The 19383-nt window shown below is 44.5% G+C and carries 19 protein-coding genes; 6 read left to right on the forward strand and 13 right to left on the reverse strand.

What is annotated here, in order from left to right; all coding sequences use genetic code 11:
• The first annotated feature begins 10 nt into the window (after window positions 1-10).
• Together AB5542_RS00365 and AB5542_RS00370 are read left to right on the forward strand one after the other, a co-directional pair.
• Window positions 11-1492 (forward strand): RagB/SusD family nutrient uptake outer membrane protein, encoded by a 1482-nt coding sequence (locus AB5542_RS00365; protein WP_279038627.1) that lies wholly within the window; start codon window positions 11-13, stop codon window positions 1490-1492.
• Between the two features lie 33 nt (window positions 1493-1525).
• Complete coding sequence (locus AB5542_RS00370) at window positions 1526-2668, forward strand: TlpA family protein disulfide reductase (protein ID WP_279038626.1); 1143 nt, start codon at window positions 1526-1528, stop codon at window positions 2666-2668.
• 275 nt (window positions 2669-2943) lie between these two features.
• On the opposite strand, the gene AB5542_RS00375 is transcribed toward AB5542_RS00370, so the two are convergent.
• Window positions 2944-3759: an outer membrane beta-barrel protein gene (locus AB5542_RS00375; RefSeq protein ID WP_279038625.1), complete on the reverse strand. Its 816-nt coding sequence runs from the start codon at window positions 3757-3759 to the stop codon at window positions 2944-2946.
• Between the two features lie 20 nt (window positions 3760-3779).
• Entirely contained in the window at window positions 3780-4304 is a 525-nt protein-coding gene (locus tag AB5542_RS00380; protein WP_147344494.1) for a hypothetical protein, read from the reverse strand.
• 71 nt (window positions 4305-4375) lie between these two features.
• Here AB5542_RS00380 and dusB point away from each other — a divergent pair, with 71 nt between their 5' ends.
• Window positions 4376-5380, forward strand: coding sequence for a tRNA dihydrouridine synthase DusB (gene dusB, locus AB5542_RS00385; protein ID WP_279038650.1), 1005 nt, complete (start codon window positions 4376-4378; stop codon window positions 5378-5380).
• 54 nt (window positions 5381-5434) lie between these two features.
• Here dusB and AB5542_RS00390 read toward each other — a convergent pair whose 3' ends face one another.
• Both AB5542_RS00390 and glpK read right to left on the reverse strand, forming a co-directional pair.
• A complete protein-coding gene (locus AB5542_RS00390) occupies window positions 5435-6169 on the reverse strand; it encodes an MIP/aquaporin family protein (protein WP_279038624.1) in 735 nt (244 codons plus the stop codon).
• A 36-nt stretch (window positions 6170-6205) separates the two neighbouring features.
• The gene (gene glpK, locus AB5542_RS00395; RefSeq protein WP_087419216.1) at window positions 6206-7714 is read right to left on the reverse strand and encodes a glycerol kinase GlpK; all 1509 of its coding nucleotides are present in this window, start codon (window positions 7712-7714) and stop codon (window positions 6206-6208) included.
• 241 nt (window positions 7715-7955) lie between these two features.
• Between glpK and AB5542_RS00400 the strand changes: the two genes are divergently transcribed.
• Complete coding sequence (locus AB5542_RS00400) at window positions 7956-8567, forward strand: nitroreductase family protein (RefSeq protein ID WP_279038623.1); 612 nt, start codon at window positions 7956-7958, stop codon at window positions 8565-8567.
• Window positions 8568-8760: 193 nt separating this feature from the next.
• Here the strand turns inward: AB5542_RS00400 and zupT are convergent, their stop codons facing one another.
• From zupT to pyrH, 9 genes are all read right to left on the reverse strand, one after another.
• The gene (gene zupT, locus AB5542_RS00405; RefSeq protein WP_118305251.1) at window positions 8761-9576 is read right to left on the reverse strand and encodes a zinc transporter ZupT; all 816 of its coding nucleotides are present in this window, start codon (window positions 9574-9576) and stop codon (window positions 8761-8763) included.
• Between the two features lie 77 nt (window positions 9577-9653).
• On the reverse strand, window positions 9654-11177 hold the full coding sequence (gene gltX / locus AB5542_RS00410; protein WP_087419213.1) for a glutamate--tRNA ligase: 1524 nt from the start codon (window positions 11175-11177) through the stop codon (window positions 9654-9656).
• 19 nt (window positions 11178-11196) lie between these two features.
• Complete coding sequence (locus tag AB5542_RS00415) at window positions 11197-11517, reverse strand: hypothetical protein (RefSeq protein WP_288215004.1); 321 nt, start codon at window positions 11515-11517, stop codon at window positions 11197-11199.
• Window positions 11517-11696, reverse strand: coding sequence for a hypothetical protein (locus AB5542_RS00420; RefSeq protein ID WP_027200763.1), 180 nt, complete (start codon window positions 11694-11696; stop codon window positions 11517-11519). The genes AB5542_RS00415 and AB5542_RS00420 overlap by 1 nt, the downstream gene beginning before the upstream one ends.
• Entirely contained in the window at window positions 11687-12841 is a 1155-nt protein-coding gene (locus AB5542_RS00425) for a 1-acyl-sn-glycerol-3-phosphate acyltransferase (protein WP_124315882.1), read from the reverse strand. Before AB5542_RS00425 ends, AB5542_RS00420 begins: the two co-directional genes overlap by 10 nt.
• A gap of 202 nt (window positions 12842-13043) precedes the next feature.
• Window positions 13044-14240, reverse strand: a complete 1197-nt coding sequence (locus AB5542_RS00430; protein ID WP_087419210.1) for a pyridoxal phosphate-dependent aminotransferase — start codon at window positions 14238-14240, stop codon at window positions 13044-13046.
• Window positions 14241-14298: 58 nt separating this feature from the next.
• Window positions 14299-14997 carry a Crp/Fnr family transcriptional regulator gene (locus tag AB5542_RS00435; protein ID WP_087419209.1) on the reverse strand — a complete coding sequence of 233 codons (699 nt, stop codon included), beginning with the start codon at window positions 14995-14997 and terminating at the stop codon, window positions 14299-14301.
• An 18-nt stretch (window positions 14998-15015) separates the two neighbouring features.
• On the reverse strand, window positions 15016-16902 hold the full coding sequence (gene dxs / locus AB5542_RS00440; protein WP_288215005.1) for a 1-deoxy-D-xylulose-5-phosphate synthase: 1887 nt from the start codon (window positions 16900-16902) through the stop codon (window positions 15016-15018).
• A gap of 54 nt (window positions 16903-16956) precedes the next feature.
• Window positions 16957-17661, reverse strand: coding sequence for a UMP kinase (gene pyrH, locus AB5542_RS00445; RefSeq protein ID WP_288215006.1), 705 nt, complete (start codon window positions 17659-17661; stop codon window positions 16957-16959).
• 132 nt (window positions 17662-17793) lie between these two features.
• Between pyrH and AB5542_RS00450 the strand changes: the two genes are divergently transcribed.
• Together AB5542_RS00450 and AB5542_RS00455 are read left to right on the forward strand one after the other, a co-directional pair.
• Window positions 17794-18528, forward strand: coding sequence for a glycosyltransferase (locus tag AB5542_RS00450; RefSeq protein WP_087419206.1), 735 nt, complete (start codon window positions 17794-17796; stop codon window positions 18526-18528).
• Window positions 18529-18578: 50 nt separating this feature from the next.
• The gene (locus AB5542_RS00455) at window positions 18579-19190 is read left to right on the forward strand and encodes a lipid-A-disaccharide synthase N-terminal domain-containing protein (RefSeq protein WP_087419205.1); all 612 of its coding nucleotides are present in this window, start codon (window positions 18579-18581) and stop codon (window positions 19188-19190) included.
• The last annotated feature ends 193 nt before the right edge of the window (window positions 19191-19383 follow it).

The following is a 19383-nucleotide window of genomic DNA, read 5'->3' on the forward strand; positions in this document are numbered from 1 at the left end:
TCCAAATGCTATGAGATATAATACAATAATAAATAAATGGAGCATCTTGACGGAACAATGTCATAAAACATTCATTTGTCTGGTGTCCGTGGTGGTGATGTTTTTTTCTGCCGGGTGTGATGACTTTCTGGATGTTGCACCTTCATCAAGCGTGTCGATTCCTACCTTTATTGAGGATTACGAAAATATGCTTTATCCGTTTTATCTGAAATATAATGCGAACCCGATTCTTGCCGTTATGGGGGATGATGTTTACTGGTCTAAGAGTTTCTACAATAGCTGGTCCGGGAATGAACAGTTCCGGAGGGCATATCTATGGAGCGATGAGATATACGACCAGACGATGAGTAACACACATTGGAACCAGCAATATGGGATGATTTACACATTCAATAAAATTGTTGACGAAGTGAGGAATGTGCCAAACGAGGCGATGGGGAATTTATTGGTGATCGAGGCAGAGGCGAGAGCGTACAGGGCTTTGACTTATTTCAATCTTGTCAGTGTTTATGCGAAACCTTATGCTTTGGCTAATGAGAATGATCCCGGAATACCTGTTATTCAGAAGAATGACGTGACGGAAACCAAACGGGAGAGAACGCCTGTTCGGGAAGTGTACAACTTTATCATCAGTGATTTGGATTCTGCTATCAAGTATTTGCCGCCCCACCCGACAAAGGCATCCCGCTATCAGGCTGCGGGGTTGAATGTTATCGGGTTAAAAGCAAAGGTGCTTTATCACATGAATGAGTACGGGCGTGCTTTGACCAAGTTGGAGAATTTCTTTGAACTACTGGCGACGACAACTTCCCGGTTTAATTATAGCTATGCTCTTTTTAATTATGAGAATGCAACACCTTCACCTTACGACCCATCCGGGTTACCCTCGGTTTATAATCCGGTCGCTGACGTGGAAGATGTGATGATCAATGAATATATGTTCGATCCCACGAAAGGTTCTCTTTATCCCGGAGGTATTGCCGTGTTGGCATCGAATCATCTGATGAGTTTGTTTCCCGCTGATGGGGACAGAAGGAAGGAATTGATGCTTAGTAAAATAGGGACGGATGCGGATGAGCCTGATCGGGTGATTAAGGAGGGGCATTATTCGAACACGGGTATTTCGATGCCTGACATCTATTTGATGATAGCCGAGTGTTATGCGCGAAGTAACCGGACGACCGAAGCGTTGAAGTATCTTAATGAATTGAGGGAGAATCGTCTCACTCCTGCAACTTATACAGAATTGTCATCTTCTGATTCACAGGTTATTTTAAGGTGGGTGTTGGAGGAGAGAATAAAGGAGTTTGTTGCAACAGGACATCGTTGGCTTGATATGCGGCGTTTATGGAATGATCCGGTGGGGAGTGCCTTGATCGAGAAAACAAGAACCTTTGATGGGAAAACTTATACCCTTACAGAGAACCGGTTGACCGTGCGTATTCCGGAATATGTGATGGAATTTAATCCGGGGTGGGAGCAAAATCCATGATACGGGTAGTAATTAATTACTAAAATCGTTCAGATGAAAAAAATAGTCATTTTTCTATTTTGGATAGTCGTGGGAATGGTAACGGGTTGTGTCTCGAATGACAAAACGAAAGTGATCATCACGGCAGAGAATTACCCGCTTGATACTGTTCGGATCGTGTGGATGGCAGGCCGGGAGTTCAAGGGGGAAAAAGTACCTTTAAAGAATGGTAAGGGAGAGGTTGAGATTTCTGCGCCGGAATACACGTTAGTGTCTATTATTAATGATGATCCTGCGCAGAGAATTACTTATGGAGATGGAATTATTCCATCTCCTTCTATTAACTTTTTTGCAGAAATGGGGCAAAGGATTCGTGTGCAGTTTGATGGAGAGAGATGGCCTATTGCTCGAATTGACGGGGGAAAAGTGAATGAGGACTATATGCGGCTGTGGGGCAAAAAGGGGCCGTTGGAACGAAAGAAATGGGAACTGATGCGGGTGTTGTATTCTTCGGAAGATGTGGATAAGGAGCCATTAAAACAAGAAATCAGTGCCATTCGGGAAGCGTGTCAACAAATGGAGTACGAATTTATCCCGTTGAATCCGGATAGCTATGTATCACTTCATTTGTTACCCGGTGTCCGTACGTCTCTGCCTTTTGAAAAATATGAACAATTGTTTCTGAATTTAAGTGAAAGGGTGAGAAACACGGAGATGGGGAAGAGTACGTCAGAACAGATTGCCATGACTAAAAAATCATTACCGGGACAGCCTGCTCCGGATTTTTCGAAGGTAGATAAAGAAGGGAATACCATTCGTTTGTCTGATTTGAAGGGGAAATATGTTCTTATCGACTTTTGGGGGACATGGTGTATTCCGTGTCGTCGATCTCATCCGCATCTAGTGGAATTACATGAGAAGTATGCACCCAAGGGGGTGTATTTTATCAATGTGGCGCAGGAGAATGATATGAAATTTCGGGATAATTGGCTAAAAGTAATTGAGGAAGATAAGATGACATGGGCCCAGATATTGAATAATGAAGGGCAGGAAGGGTGTGATGTGGTGAGGTTATTTTCCGTAACTACTTTCCCGACGAAGGTACTCATTGATCAGGAGGGGAGGATTGTGGGGCGCTACTTGGGGGATTCCAGGGAGTTGGATAAGGAACTGGAAATGATTTTCGGGGGTAAGTAAAAAGGGGCAGTTCAAAAAGTCATTTAATTTCAAAAACTCCTCCGTCACTTCGTGCCACCTCCTCTATAAACAGAGGAGGTGCTGGTGACTCTTCCCGAAGACAGGGGGTATTTCAACTCTCCCTCTGTTTATAGAGGGAAACCAGCGAGTAAGCGAGAGCAATGGGGAAACTTGCTTCCGAATTGCCGAGCAAGAGCTGGTTCGAGACCGGTTTCCGGGCTCAATACGGCGAAGCCGGGAGGGAGTTTGAAAAATGACTTTTTCTTATATTAAACTTAGAAATTTACCCCAAACCCGATTGTGTACGGGTGGATTTCGGGGGCTTTGTTCTTTTCCATCATGTTCGTAAGAGTGTAACTTCCCCATAATGCCAGTTTGTAATATCCGACACGAACCACGGCATCTGCTTTTACCGGGTTCATACTATAATTACCGGAATTTTTCATGCGACGGGTATCACCGTTTTCGTTCTTGTAAACGACTTTTGTTTTGGTATGCAATCTTAAACCGCCCATCACTCCGGCCGCCACGTAGGCACGTTGGTATTTCTTGGCCGGGAATTGCCATTCGAAGATAAGGGGTACGGTCAGGTAAAGGTTCTTGAAAGAACTCTTTTTGACGTTTTCAACTTCCATCGGGTAGATTTGTCCGCCGTCACCTCGTTCGATGCTATTTTTGTTAGCAAAGCGGAAACGTTGATACTCTAATCCCAAACCGGTAACTAAACCGATATTGTTTAGCTTGTTGAGGCGCATGCTATACTGGAACATGTTGAATTGCATGACGAGCGAATTTTTACGTTCCAAATCTAAATAATCTCCGGCTCCATCCAATTGTTCATTACTAACAGAGAAATCGGCAAAGCCTAGGTTGAAACCACTCCAGTGTCCCCGGAAACGCGGATTCTGGCTGCGTTGATATACCCTACTATGGAGAGGATCACTTAGCACTTGCGTTTTCCAGACTTCTCCTTTTTCTCGTTTTTCCTGAAGATGTATGTTCTTTATGGTATCGGCTTGATTCGTTTTTTCTGCCTGAGAAAAAAAGGAAAAGCTGCATAATAAGGTCAAGGTGATAATAATACTTTTCATGATATTATATTGTAAGCTGTTTATTTACGCGTGTTTTGATCAAATTTGACAGAGTTGAAAAACTTGTCTCTCTGGCTTTCGAGTTCTTCCAAGTCTTCAGTTTTCCCGCCTATCGTGAGTTGGTACATGCAATTGTCCCGGAAGATAAATCGTTTGAAATACGTCATTTCTTCCCCGTCTTTCATGATGGTGTAAGATATTTCCCGGATGTCCATGTCCACGTCGGGAATCCTTTTCTCCCCGGTGAGTTTTGCCGTGGGCATGGAGACAGATTCTTTTTTCATGGAGATGTATAGCTGGTTGATCGTGTACTCGTCCAGCACGCCTTTTTCTTTGGTGAGCTGGGTACAAACGGCTCCGAACACACAGGTAATATTTTTGGTCTGGAATATCCATGACCGCATATTGTTTACCTCTTTCTTAAAGCGTTCTCCGCGACTGGGGAACGAGAACGAGATATAGTTATCCCCGTTTATTCTCACCCAACCGTCTTTTTCCGGAGCCAGACAGAGGATTCCGATAAGTATAATTTTAAGTATCGACATATCCATTCTCTTTATTTCGTGAGTTAAAGATAGAAATTATTATTTTTGTGGCAAAACTTATTTAATTGAAGATGATTGTCGGAGGAAAAGATGTAGGAGATCGGCCGTTGATTCTGGCCCCGATGGAAGAGGTTACCAATCCCCCTTTCCGGAAATTCTGTAAACGCTATGGGGCCGACTGGCTCTATTCGGAATTCGTGTCGGCGGATGCATTGGTGCGTTCTATTAACAAGACGGTTAAGAAGTTGACGATAGAAGAGAATGAACGTCCGGTGACGATACAGATTTATGGACGGTTTATTGATTCCATGGTTGAGGCGGCAAAAATAGTTGAAGAGGTTCAGCCCGATTTTATAGATATAAATTTCGGTTGTCCGGTGAAACGGGTGGCCGCCAAAGGGGCGGGGGCAGGAATGCTCCGGGATGTTCCTTTGATGGTGGAGATGGCCAAACAGATCGTGCAGGCGGTGAAAATTCCGGTGACGGCAAAGACCCGTTTGGGATGGGATTGCGAGAATATTATCATTGATGACGTGGCGGAGCGCTTGCAGGATGTCGGGATCAGTGCGTTGGCCATTCACGGGCGGACCCGCTCGCAGATGTATAAAGGAGAGGCGGACTGGGAACCGATTGCCCGGGTAAAACAAAATCCTCGTATTAAGATCCCGATTATCGGGAACGGGGATATAGATTCACCACAGAAGGTGAAAGAAGCTTTTGAACGTTATGGCGTTGACGGGGTGATGATCGGGCGTGCCACGATCGGGAAGCCTTGGATTTTCGAGCAAATCAAGCATTATTTGGCCACGGGAGAGATATTACCGGAATTGTCGGTTCCGGCCCAGATAGAGATCATCAAGAAACAGATTCTGTTATCCATGGAATGGTTGGATGAGGTGAGAGGTTTGTTCCACATGCGGCGACACATGGCCTGTATGTTTAAAGGCTTGCCTCATTTCCGGGACTTGCGGATTCAAATGTTACAAGCTCCTACTATTGAAGAGTTGTGGGATGTGTTTGACCAAATTGCAGAACGCTACGGTTCGATGGATCCCGAAGATCTGGTGGAGGAATAAGGTTCATAAAGTTTTAGTATGTTGTACGTTATAAACTTTATGAACCTTGTGACTTTATAAACTGATATACAGAAGTGCAGCAACAAGCGATCCCGCTAATGGCCCCGCAACGGGAATCCACGCGTAATCCCAGCCGCTACCGCCTTTACCCGGAATGGGCAGGATGGCGTGCATGATTCTCGGTCCAAGATCCCGGGCAGGATTGATGGCATAGCCGGTGACTCCACCTAGGGAAAGACCGATGACCCAAACAATGAATGATACGGGAATGGCTCCGATGGAACCGAGTCCGATCGGGATGGTTGAGTCCACGTCTGACATGAGTTCTGCCCCGGTAATATAAAAGACGGAGAACATAAGCACGAACGTGGCAATCAGCTCGCATCCGAAGTTCACGATGTCATGGCGAATTTCAGGAGCCGTACAGAACACGCCCAACTTCGCTCCGGCATCTTCCGTGGCTTTAAAATGATCGTAATAGATAATCCATACCAAAAAAGCTCCCAGTGCAGCACCTAGCATTTGGGCGATGATGTAAGGCCCCACGCTGGCCCACGGGAATTTCTCGGCGATGGCAAAACCTATCGTGATGGCAGGATTTAGATGAGCGCCACTATAAGGGCCGGCGATCACAACTCCTGTAAATACGGCGAGCGCCCAAGCCGTGGTGATGGTGATCCATCCGGCTTGGAATCCTTTGGTTTTTTTTAGCACGACGTTGGCTACTACGCCGTCCCCCAAAAGGATCATGACCATTGTTCCAAGTAGCTCTGCGATAAAAGGTGACATAATGAGCTAAAGGTTTAAAGTTAAAAACTAAAAGTATTATTCTTCACCCAGTTCTTCCCAGGCTCTTGCGCGCTCAACAGCTCTATGCCATTTATGGAGCATAGCGTTCACGTGTTCCTCTGTGTCAATAGGGGTAAATTCCCGATCGATACTCCATTGTTGGCGTAATTCTTCCGTGTCCCGCCAGTATCCGGTAGCTAGTCCGGCCAGATATGCGGCTCCCAGGGCTGTTGTTTCAAGAATCTTCGGACGGATCACGGTTTCCCGGCAAATGTCACTTTGGAATTGCATCAGGAAGTTATTGGCCACGGCTCCACCATCTACCCGCATCTCCGGAGAGGTACGTTTCGTGTCATGTTCCATAGCTTTCAGAATGTCGTAGACTTGGAAAGCTATGCCTTCAAGTGTGGCCCGGGTAATGTGTGCGGGGGTTGTCCCTCTCGTAAGACCCAGCATGGCACCTCGGGCATATTGATCCCAGTATGGGGCTCCCATACCCGTGAGGGCAGGGACGAAGTAGACTCCGCCGTTATCCGGTACAGAAGTCGCCAGCGTTTCACTTTGGCTTGCACTTTGGATCAAATTGATACCATCACGTAGCCATTGTATGGCGGCACCTCCCACGAAAACACTTCCTTCTAGGGCATAAGTTACAGAATCTCCAATCTTCCATGCAATCGTACTCAGCAAGTTATTTTCGGAAGTAATCACTTCGTTTCCGGTGTTCATCACCATGAAACATCCTGTCCCGTAGGTGGTTTTCGTCATACCCGGTTCGATACAGAGTTGGCCGAATAGGGCGGCTTGTTGGTCTCCCGCGATTCCCGCTATTGGAATTTTAGTTGAAAATAAGGTCGTCGCCGTTTCTGAATAAATTTCGCTACTACTTTTTACTTCCGGTAACATGGATTCAGGGATGTTGAACAGATCAAGAAGTTCTTTATCCCATTTCTGGGTATGTATGTTGAAAAGCATGGTACGCGATGCGTTGCTGACATCGGTAACGTGTACTCGTCCGTGAGTGAATTTCCAAACTAGCCAGCTATCAACGGTTCCAAAACATAGTTTTCCTTTTTCGGCTCTTTCCCGTACTCCTTCGATGTTGTCAAGAATCCATTTGATTTTGGTGGCGGAAAAATAGGCGTCAATGATCAAACCCGTTTTCTCCCGGATCATATCGGTATATCCGTTTTCTTGTAATTCCCGGCAAATATCGGCTGTACGTCGGTCTTGCCACACGATTGCACGGTAAACGGGAAGGGACGTCTCCCGATCCCATACGATGGTGGTTTCACGTTGATTCGTGATCCCGATACAAGCAATGTCAAGTCCTGTAAGGTTTGCTTTGGCAACAGCCTCAGCCGCAACGGATGATTGCGAGTACCAGATCTCATTCGGATCATGTTCCACCCAAGCCGGATGAGGATAATGTTGTTCGATCGGTTTTTGAGCCATGGCAACGATATTGCCATCATGATTGAATAGCACGGCCCGGGAAGAGGTTGTTCCTTGGTCTAGTGCGAGTACATATTTTTCTGCTTTCATTTGATAGTTATTATAGTGTATAACTTGTGTTCGTTTATATTGTCACGCGTCAAATGGTTTGTTTCTAGCCCTCTCTTCACTCTTTTTGTCAACAAAAAGTTAGCCAAAAATAATTAATTCAAACCTTAATCCGGTATACGGTTTACAAATAAAAATGTTTTTTATATAAATTCAAAAATAAGGGGGAGAGCATTTTTTCGTATCTTCGGGGGAATGAATTTTATATTAATATTGAAAGAAAATGAAGAAATGGAATACCTTTTACCTGTTGCTTGTCGTAGTATTAGCAATTGTAATTTTAAAAACATCGTGTATGGGAGATCAGAAACAAGATGAAACAACTTTGAAGTCAAAGGCTGTTTTGGAAAATATAGCTGAACGGAAAAGTGTTCGGAAGTATTTGAATAAGAGTGTGGAGGAAGATAAGATCGATGCCATGGTGAAAGCCGGTATGGCGGCTCCTTCCGGTATGGACAGACGTCCGTGGGAGTTTGTGGTCGTGACGGATCGGGAGGCTCTTGATTCTATGGCTGCGAAATTACCTTATGCTAAAATGTTGACAAATGCCCCGTTGGCTATTGTTGTGTGTGGAGATACGACACGTTCTTCTTATTGGTATCTGGATTGCTCTGCGGCAACACAGAATGTATTGTTGGCAGCGGAGGCTTTAGGACTTGGTGCCGTGTGGACGGCAGCTTATCCTTACGAGGATCGGATTGATGTTGTACGCCAGAATACGGGATTACCGGAAAATATCGTGCCTCTTTGCGTGATTCCGATTGGTTACCCGGATGGCCCACAGAAAGCGAAAGATAAGTTTGACCCGCAACGGGTGCATCGGAATAAATACTAATTGGGAGAGGTTATATCCACACGCTTGTCCATGTTTGCTCCGGGGGTAAGCTAGGGATGGACTAAGACAAGTACCAAGCATCTACATGGCATGAACATAGCAAGTACAATCTCCAGTGTACTTGCTATGTAAATGCTATGAAGTTGTTGTCTTTGTGTCCCGGTCTATCGGTAGACAAGGGCTAGCTAATATTTTAGAAAAGTAACAAGCTGAAAGCCATCAGCGCCATGCCTGCGACCAGTCCGTAAATGGATAGATGATGCGCCCCGTATTCTTTGGCGGTGGGCAAAAGTTCATCCAGTGAGATAAAAACCATGATACCAGCCACGAGTGCGAATAGGACGCCTAGGATAACAGAATTGATTCCGATAAAAGTGTAGATGAGGAAGAACCCGATAATTGCTCCTAAGGGTTCCGATAAGCCGGAGAGGAAGGATAGCTTGAATGCTTTCTTACGACTTCCGGTAGCAAAGAAAATAGGAACAGATACGGCAATTCCTTCCGGGATATTGTGTATGGCGATGGCAAAGGCAATCGGGTAGGCAATTTCAGGATTTGATAGTCCAGCAATGAATGTCGCTAATCCTTCCGGGAAATTGTGAATCCCGATAGCGAGAGCCGAGAATATTCCCATGCGCATCAACTTCTTGTCATGCGGTTGATTGGCATCCATGCTTTCCACGGATTTCACCTCGTGCGGATTCTCATACGAGGGAATGAGTTTATCAATGATAGCAATCAGACCCATCCCTGCAAAGAATGAAATGGCCACGATAACATCGGCTATTTTCTCGGAGTAGCTTTCTCGCAAAGCCTCTTGGGCTGTCGGGAATATTTCCACGAATGAGACATAAATCATCACTCCTGCACTGAATCCGAGGGAGAGGGACAGGAATTTCTTGTTGGTTTTCTTGGTGAGGAAGGCAATGGCACTCCCGATACCGGTTGATAATCCGGCGAATAAGGTGAGGGCAAAGGCAAGTAATACGTTATCCCAAGATAGTTCCATCGTTTATTTTGTGTAGACAAAAAAGCCAGAAAGGGTCTGTGGATCTTTTCTGACTTTTTGTGTTATTGTCTTCAGAGTTATTTCAGTGTTGATATAATACGGTGAAGACGTGTTAAAGTTTCTTCTTTTCCTAAGATTTCGATAATATCAAACATATGCGGGCCGTCGGCAGAACCAATAATAGCCAACCGGAAAGGATTCATGATTTTTCCGAATCCGATTTCTTTTCCGGAAACCCACTCTTTCACGGCCTCTTCCGTATTTGGAGAGGTGAAATCGGCCACTTTTTCCAGTACCTCAATCAACTCCTGCATAAGTACCGGAGTTTCTTCTTTCCAACTTTTCTTCACGCCTTTCTCATCGTAAGCCTGAGGGGCATGGTAGAAGTACTGGGATGAGTTGTAGATGTCCGCAACAAAATTGGCTCTTTCTTTCAGAAGGCGACAAATCTTTTCCAGTTTTGCCATGTCATAAGAAATCCCGTCTTTTACAAGGAATTCGTTTAACTGAACGGCTAGTTCCGCGTCACTTTTTTGTACCAGGTATTTGTGATTAAACCATTTGGCCTTGTCCGGATTAAAGCGAGCCCCGGATTTATTCACGCGTTCCAGCGAGAATTGGTCGCACAATTCCTGTAACGTGAAGATTTCTTGCTCTGTTCCGGGATTCCATCCCAGTAGAGCCAGCATGTTGATAAAGGCTTCCGGCAAATAACCGTCTTCTTTATACCCGTGCCATTTTTCTCCGGTTTCGGGATCGGTGAATTCCATCGGGAATACCGGGAATCCCATTTTATTTCCGTCACGTTTGCTTAACTTTCCGTTACCCACGGGTTTCAGAATTAGCGGCAAGTGAGCGAACTCCGGCATGGTGTCTTCCCAACCGAAAGCACGATATAGTAACACGTGTAGCGGGAGAGAGGGTAACCATTCTTCTCCGCGGATCACGTGGGATATTTTCATCAAGTGGTCATCAACGATGTTTGCCAGATGATAGGTAGGCATCCCGTCAGCCTTGAATAAAACTTTATCATCAAGTAACGAGGTGTTGAAATGTACTTCACCCCGAATAATATCTTGTAAATAGAGATCCTCGTTTTCAGGCATTTTGAAACGGATCACGTAGTTTGCCCCGCTATCCAACAATGTCTTCACTTCTTCGGCACTCATGGTTAGCGAGTTTTTCATGTTCTTCCGGCTGATGGCGTTGTACATGAATGTTTCGCCTTTTGACTCGCAGGCTGCCCGTTGTGCGTTAAGTTCTTCCGCGGTGTCAAAAGAATAGTAAGCATTCCCTGATTCCACGAGTTGTAGGGCGTATTGTTTGTAAAGCGGTTTCCGCTCGCTTTGACGATAGGGGCCGTATTCACCTCCCACGCCGACACCTTCATCGACGGTGAGGCCGCACCATTTTAATGATTCGATAATATATTCTTCGGCACCCGGAACGTAGCGGGTTTGATCCGTGTCTTCAATTCGTAATAAAAAATCACCCCCGTGATGACGGGCAAATAAATAATTGAAAAGAGCTGTTCTCACACCTCCTAGATGGAGGGCTCCGGTAGGACTGGGAGCAAATCTTACTCGTACTTTTCTATCCATTGTTTATTGATTTTGAATATTATGCCTGTTCGTTTGTTTCCTGGCTTTCGTCGAAATTGGAATCGTCGTCTGAAGAAGGTGCCGTGTCTTTCGGTGCTTTTTCCTGTTCCAGTAATTGATGCAACAGGTCTTTGGCATATTTAATGGCATAACGTTCCGCCTCACTTTTGGAGTTTATGCCACTCTTGATTTGTTCCGCGTAACTGAACGGGCTGTCCGGCCCTTCGGTAAGAAGGTACAGGGTAAAATTACTATGCCGATCCCGACTTTTACTAGTTAGTCCAAACCACATTTCAATCGTGCGATCTTCCAAGTATATGTTGCGCTTGAACTTATACATTACCTTCTGTTTTTAGGCGGGTTTTTGAAATTCAGAATACCAACGGCTACGGCTAGGGAAGCCATGGCTCCCACGTTTACATATACCGCCGTGCGGTCTCCACCATGATACATGCTGAGTACGCTGGAAATCATGATCAGGAACGCGGCTAAAATTAATAAGTATCTGGCTATTCGCATACTGGTGATGAATAATTGTGTTCAATTGAGTTTTTAACCGGGTTGGCATAAATTTCAAGGAAGATATTATTCAAGATAGAACGATTACCTTCTAATTTTTCCAACTTTTCAGCCATGACACGGATAAAGTTTTCTTTTTCCTCGTCATTGTATTTAGACGCGAATTTATTCGTGCTATGAAGTAAATCGTAGGCGATATAATTATTCGGCCACAATTTGAAGTTTCCTTGAATACGGGCATCCATGAATGCGGCTAGTTCCGCAATCCGGTCTCCATTGTTGGCTTGCTCGTCGATCTCAATTAGTTCATGATCGATGGGAGGGGTGATGGCAAAATGTACCCGTCCTTTGAATCCGGATAAGCCTTGTTGCATGCTTCGCATATCGGCTGCCGGGGTTTTCACGTATTCGCCCACGGTCTTTTGATACAATTCGTCTGTTTTCAGATCGTCACAAGGTTCCCATTCGTAGGAAATTGAAACCGGAACAACCCGGAGTTCTTTAAAGTTTTCCACGAAGTCTTTGGGACCGCTCATACGGAACATTTTCAACAGACTATGTTGTGTCCGGTCGTCCCCATTTTTGGTTCGTCCTTCTTTTTGTGCGATCCAGACAGAATCTTTATTTTCATAAATGACATCCCGTAAATAATGAGAACGTAGGTTGGCACTGGTAATCATGTCTCTTACCGGTAATCCGCGTTCAATGATGAAACAAGCATCCAATTTAACCAGGTCGGTAACCCATTTATTGATTAATAAATTACTCCCGATAGCTGCCTCGCAGTAGTGGCATCCTCGTTCACACAGTAGCACGTTAAGTATAGCCGAGTCCAAAATGATGTCCCGGTGGTTGGATACGAAAAGGTAACTCTTGTCTTTCTCGATGTATTCCAATCCGGTGGCAGTAACTCCTTTGGTCGTTCCGGCGATCAACCGTTGAATCGTCGGGCCAAAGAATTGAGCTTGAAATTGCTCTCTGCTCGTGATGCCTTGTAATTGTTCTTGTATTTTGCTTTTATCAACCCTTGTCATTTGGGAGAAAAGTGTCAGAAATTCTTCTGCTTGGCTCAGGCGCTCTACGGCGGCCGGAATTTCTTCTCCGATATAGGGTCTGATTGCGTTAAATTGGGAATCCGAAGTCATGTCGTAATTTTAGTTATTAGAAATCACGAAGCAAAGATAGATAAGAAATTTGACAATTGAAAATTGACAATTGAAAATGAGGGGAGAAAGCCCTAGTTTATATGGATTATCCATTGGGATATGGATAAAAAAACTGTGATTTAGCCATTCTTGATATTAAGGTCAATGGCTAAATCACAGGATTTTTTAGCTTGCAGCTGTATTATACTCTTCCGGGATATACTTCGAGTGCTTTGGCTAATGTTTCCATGGCACCTTTCAATTCCTCGATTTTGAGTACGTAAGCGATACGAACTTCATCTTTCCCAAGTCCCGGGGTTGAATAGAATCCGCTGGCCGGAGCGACCATCACGGTTTGTTTGTTGTATTCAAACTCTTCCAGTAACCATTTTGCGAAAGTATCGGCATCATCCACGGGAAGTTTTACCACGGCGTAGAAAGCTCCTCTGGGTTTCGGGCAAACAACTCCCGGCATTTTGTTCAGGGCCTCTACCATGAAATCACGTCTTTCGATATACTCGTTGTACACGCTTTCGAAATATTCGGCCGGGGTGTCCAGTGATGCTTCGGCAACAATCTGTCCGATTGCCGGGGCGCACAGACGGGCCATTCCGAATTTCAAGGCAGCCGCCATAACCTCTTTGTTGCGGGTAACCAAAGCACCGACGCGCAATCCACATTCGCTATATCTCTTTGATACGGAATCCAACAAAATCACGTTTTGCTCGATACCTGCCAATTGCATGGTAGAGAAATGTTTGTAACCGTCATAACAGAATTCACGGTATACCTCGTCTGCATACAGGTACAAATCATGTTTCTTCACGATTACAGCTAGTTGCTCCAGTTCTTCCTTGGAATACAAATAGCCTGTCGGGTTATTCGGGTTCACGATCACAATTCCTTTTGTGCGGGGAGTGATCACTTTCTCGATTTCGCTGATCGGGGGCAGGGCAAAGTTATTCTCGATAGAAGAAGTAACGGTTTTTACCTTTACACCGCACATCAGAGCGAAAGCCGTGTAGTTTGCGTAGAATGGTTCGGGGATAATAATTTCGTCACCCGGGTTTAATGTAGACATGAAAGCGATCGTGATGGCCTCAGAGCCTCCGGTCGTGATCATGATGTTATTTTCATCGATATTGATACCGATGTTCTGGTAATATTTGGCTAGTTTTTTTCTGTAAGAGATATTTCCTGCAGAGTGAGTGTATTCGATCACTTTTTCGTTACAGGTTTTTAATGCCTGCAATGCAACATCGGGAGTCTGAATGTCCGGTTGTCCGATGTTCAAGTGGTATACTTTGATACCTCTTTCTTTAGCTTTGTCCGCGAACGGAACGAGTTTACGGATGGGCGAAGAAGGCATCGCCATTCCTTTTTCTGAGATTTGTGGCATAAGTTATTTGAGTTTAAATTTATCCTGTACAAATATAGACATATTGAGTGATTTTAATTCAATCTGCCATTTTTTTTAATTTGTCTCGATTTAATAATTTAATTTTCCTCCCCTTCACTTCAACCAGTCCTTCGTTCTTTAAATCAGAAAGTAGGCGAATTAGCGTTTCTGTTGCGGTTCCTACGAAGTTACTTAAATCTTCCCGGGTAACGTTAAGTTTTAAAGTCCCGTCTTCTTCTACCCCGAAATCGGATGCGATCAATAACAGGATTTCTGCCAACCGGGCTTTCACCGATTTTTGTGCGATTTCCCGGATATATCGATTCGCATCACCCAGTTCTTTACAGGCTATCTGCATCATCTCGTAGGCAAAGCTGGGACTGTGGGTGATCATGTGCATCAAAGATGCATTGGGAATGTAACACAAGATGCAATCGGACATCGTTTCCACGGAAGTGCAGGCGGCCTCGTTGCGAATGACCGAGCGGAATCCGAAAATGTCGCCTTCTTTTCCGAAACGAATGATCTGATCTTTTCCGGCTACCCCGGTCTGGAAGATTTTCACGATACCCGAGAAAAGGAAATAGCATCCTTTAATACGGGCTCCTTCGTTGTAAATATATTCTCCTTTTTTATAGAATTTGATGGCATTATCCACGAACAGGGCCTCGATTTCCGAGTCCGTCACGTTTTTAAATGTCAGCTTGAATTTACTGATGCATTCGCTTACGTCTGGTAATAAAGCCTCTTCTTTCATAGTCAAGTCTGCTGTTGTTTATATGGAACAGATTGTTTGATAAATGGATTCACAATCATATCCACATTCATGGTAAAGTTGTTGTTGTGTTCCGTGTTCCACGAAATGATCGGGAATACCCAGCCGCACGATTTTTGCTGAATAGCCGTGGTCTGCCATAAATTCAAGTACCGCACTTCCTAACCCACCAACAATTGTTCCGTCTTCCAAGGTAATGATTTTTTTGAATTTATGGAATACCTCGTGAAGTAATTCTTCATCCAGTGGTTTGAGGAATCTCATATCGTAGAAGGCTACGGAACGATCTGTCGTTTTTTGTATGGCTTTCAACGCCTCATTCCCGATGGCCCCGATGGAAAGAATGGCAATATCGTTTCCCTCAATCAGGCAACGGCCTTTACCGATGGTTAATTCTTTGAACGGGGTGCGCCAGTCAACCATGGTTCCGTTACCCCGCGGGTAGCGAATGGAGAATGGTCCTTGATCCGGTAATTGAGCCGTGTACATCATATCACGTAATTCCTCCTCGTTTAAAGGAGAGGCGATTGTCATGTTCGGAATGCAACGGAAACTTGCTAGGTCGAAAGCCCCGTGATGCGTTGCCCCATCGGCTCCTACCAGTCCGCCCCGGTCAAGGCAGAAAACCACGTTCAGTTTCTGAAGGGCCACATCATGAATCACTTGATCATAGGCGCGCTGCATGAATGAAGAGTAGATGTTACAGAACGGGACGTACCCTTGTGCCGCAAGTCCGGCGGAGAAAGTCACGGCGTGTTGTTCTGCGATTCCCACGTCAAAACAACGGTCAGGCATCTCTTTCATCATGATATTCAAGGAGCATCCACTGGGCATGGCAGGGGTGATTCCCACGATCTTGGAATTGGTGTGTGCCAGTTCCAAAATGGTATTTCCGAACACGTCCTGAAACTTAGGAGGTGTGTTAGGTTTATTTTCCTTGATCAGCTCTCCGGTTTCCTTGTTGAACTTTCCGGGGGCGTGCCAGGTTGTCTGGTCTATTTCCGCTTGTTTGAATCCTTTTCCTTTGACCGTGATACAATGCAAAAGTTTAGGACCTTTTATATCTTTCAAATCTCTCAGCACCTTGATGAGGTGGTTCACGTCATGGCCGTCCACGGGACCGAAGTACCGGAAACCAAGAGCCTCGAACAAGTTACTTTGGCGTAACATGAGCGATTTGATGCTGTTATCTATTTTCTGGATAAAGTTCCGGGCGCCCGGACTGATTTTGTTGATCCGACCGAGAATATGCCAGATGTCCTCCTTGAGCTTGTTGTAGGTCTTTGAGGTCGTGATGTCCAGCAAATACTCGTTCATCCCGCCTACATTCGGGTCGATGGCCATGTTGTTGTCATTTAGAATGACTAGCAAGTTGGAGTTGTTTATACCGGCATTATTCAAGCCTTCAAAAGCCAATCCCCCGGTCATGGCTCCGTCTCCGATGATGGCAACCGATTGGCGGTCTTCCTCCCCGTTCATTTTTGCTGCAACAGCCATACCTAAGGCGGCAGAAATAGAGGTCGAGGAATGTCCCGTTCCGAAAGCGTCGTATTTACTTTCACTTCTTTTCGGGAAACCACTGAGACCTTTATATTGTCGGTTGGTAGAGAAATTATCCCGTCTCCCGGTCAGAATTTTATGAGGGTAGGCTTGATGTCCGACGTCCCATACAATATTATCGTAAGGAGCATCAAACACGTAGTGTAATGCGACGGTCAGTTCGACAACTCCCAGCCCGGCGCCAAAATGCCCCGGGTGTTCCGAACACTCGTCAATGATTTTCTCGCGCAGTTCCTTGCATAATTGAATCAGGTCGTCTTCCGGGACCTTTTTCAAATCATCGGGAGAATTTATAGTGTTTAGTATATTTCTTTTTTCCTCACTCATGATTAGTTATTGAAAACAATTGGGGAATTTGTCTTCTTAATTCTCCATTTTCAATTAGTACACGATTGTTCCGATATTTTCTCCCTGAATGACCTTTTTAAGGTTGCCCGGCTGATCCATGTTGAACACGATAATCGGTAAATGATTTTCTTTACACATGGTTGTTGCCGTCAAATCCATGACTTTAAGTCCCCGGTTGTATATTTCATCATACGTGATTTTGTCAAATTTCGTTGCCGTAGGGTCCTTTTCCGGGTCTGCCGTGTAGATCCCGTCTACGCGGGTGCCTTTAAACATGGCGTCTGCCTCGATTTCGATTGCCCGTAAGCTACTAGCCGTGTCTGTCGTGAAGTAAGGATTTCCCGTACCCCCGCTGATAATCGTCACGTGTCCGGATTTCAAATATTCCATGGCTTTGGCTTTCGAGTAAAATTCCCCGATGGGTTCCATGCGAATGGCAGTTAGTACCTTGTTTTTACAGCCTTCGTTGTCCAAGGCGGAGCTTAATGCCAAACTATTGATAACGGTTGCCAACATGCCCATGCTGTCCCCTTTTACCCGGTCAAAACCTTTATTTGTGCCACTCAGTCCTCTAAAAATATTTCCACCTCCGATGACAATTCCGATCTGGATTCCCATCTCTGCGATTTCATGAATTTGGCGAGCATAGCTTTCCAGACACCGGGTGTCAATACCATATTTTTGCTCGCCCATTAAAGATTCTCCACTGAGTTTTAACAAAATTCGGTTATATTGCATATCTTTGTTCGTTTAAATTTTATAACAAAAACCAGAAAAAAAACGTTGTTCCTGCACGTAAAAACGTAACAACAAAGCTAGTGATTTTTGTTATAACTATAATTTAAATTCATAATATAAATTTTTCGGCAGATGAATAAGACCGCGAACTATCAATTAACTATCATTGTTCCAGTGTATAACGAAGAAGGGAATATCTTAAGGTTAGAGAAAGAATTGGGAGAGTTTTTAAAGGATGCGAAGGTGTCTTCTTGCGTGTTATTCGTGAATGACGGTTCGAAAGATGATAGCGAACGTTTGATTCGGGAAGTTTGTGGGCGTAACGAGGCATTTTTCTTTTTGAATTTGGCTCGAAACGGAGGACTGAGTGCTGCCATGAAAGCCGGAATCGATAATAGCTTTTCAAAATGGGTCGGCTACATTGATGCAGACCTCCAGACTACTCCACAGGATTTTAATAAATTGTTGGAATTTGTGGATCAATACGAGATGGTCATGGGCATCCGTACCGGACGGAAAGATAGTTTTGTCAAGAATATGTCTTCTCGTATCGCGAATGGATTCCGCCGGATGATGACGCATGACGGGGTTGAAGATACAGGTTGTCCTCTGAAGGTTTTAAGGACGGATTACGCCAAAAGAATTCCTTTCTTCACGGGGATGCACCGTTTTCTACCGGCTTTGATTCAATTGCAGGAAGGACAAGTGAAACAGGTTCCGGTTCGTCATTTTCCCCGTATTGCCGGGAAGTCTAAGTATAATCTGGCCAATCGCTTGGTCGGCCCTTTTAAAGATTGTTTTGCTTACCGCTGGATGAGAAAAAGGTATATCAACTATCAAGTCGCCGAGAATAATTTGAATTCTTGAGATGTAGTTTCTAGCTTTTAGTTTTTATCTTTAAACTTTTAGTTTACAAAATGATTTATGTTATAGGATTTCTTGCTCAGGTGTTTTTTTCTGCCCGGATTCTTTTACAATGGATCTTATCGGAGCGGGCCAAAAAAGTGATCTCTCCGGCTATTTTCTGGCAGCTGAGTATCGTGGGTTCCTACCTGTTATTTGTATATGGATGGTTGAGGGATGACTTCGCGATTATTCTGGGACAAATCATATCTTACTATATCTATATCTGGAATCTGGACAAAAAACATCAATGGAAGAAATTACCGTTTGTTATCCGGACACTATTACTTTTGACCCCGGTGGCGGCAATTTTATACATGCTTAAAGACGCAAGCGCTTTTGTCGATCAGTTCTTCCGGAACGAAAAGATACCTTTGTGGCTCTTGATCTACGGGTCTATGGGACAGATTATTTTCACCCTGCGTTTTGTTTACCAGTGGATCTACTCCAAGCGAAAAGATGAATCACTTTTGCCAATAGGCTTTTGGGTGATCAGCCTCTTTGGTTCCCTGATCATCGTTTCCTATGCTATCTATCGGCGTGATCCCGTGTTAATTTTAGGGCAGTCAACCGGGTTAATCGCTTATAGTCGGAATATTTATTTGTCCAGAAGAGCCGGAAACTAAAACAGGTTGTAAATACCTACCTATTTTCAAGAACTAATAATTTACAACCTGTTAGAAAAGATTCGATATGAATTTTATGGTTTTAATTCATTCATTTTTTCGATGATTTGTTCCCGTTCATCTTGTAGTTTTTGTTTTTGAGAATCGTCACTTGATTTTATCGCCTGATCAATCCACTTCAGTGCATAGGTTC

This window comes from Butyricimonas sp. RTP31003st1_G1_RTP31003_210430 (assembly GCF_040920905.1).
In the GTDB taxonomy this organism is placed as follows: domain Bacteria; phylum Bacteroidota; class Bacteroidia; order Bacteroidales; family Marinifilaceae; genus Butyricimonas; species Butyricimonas paravirosa.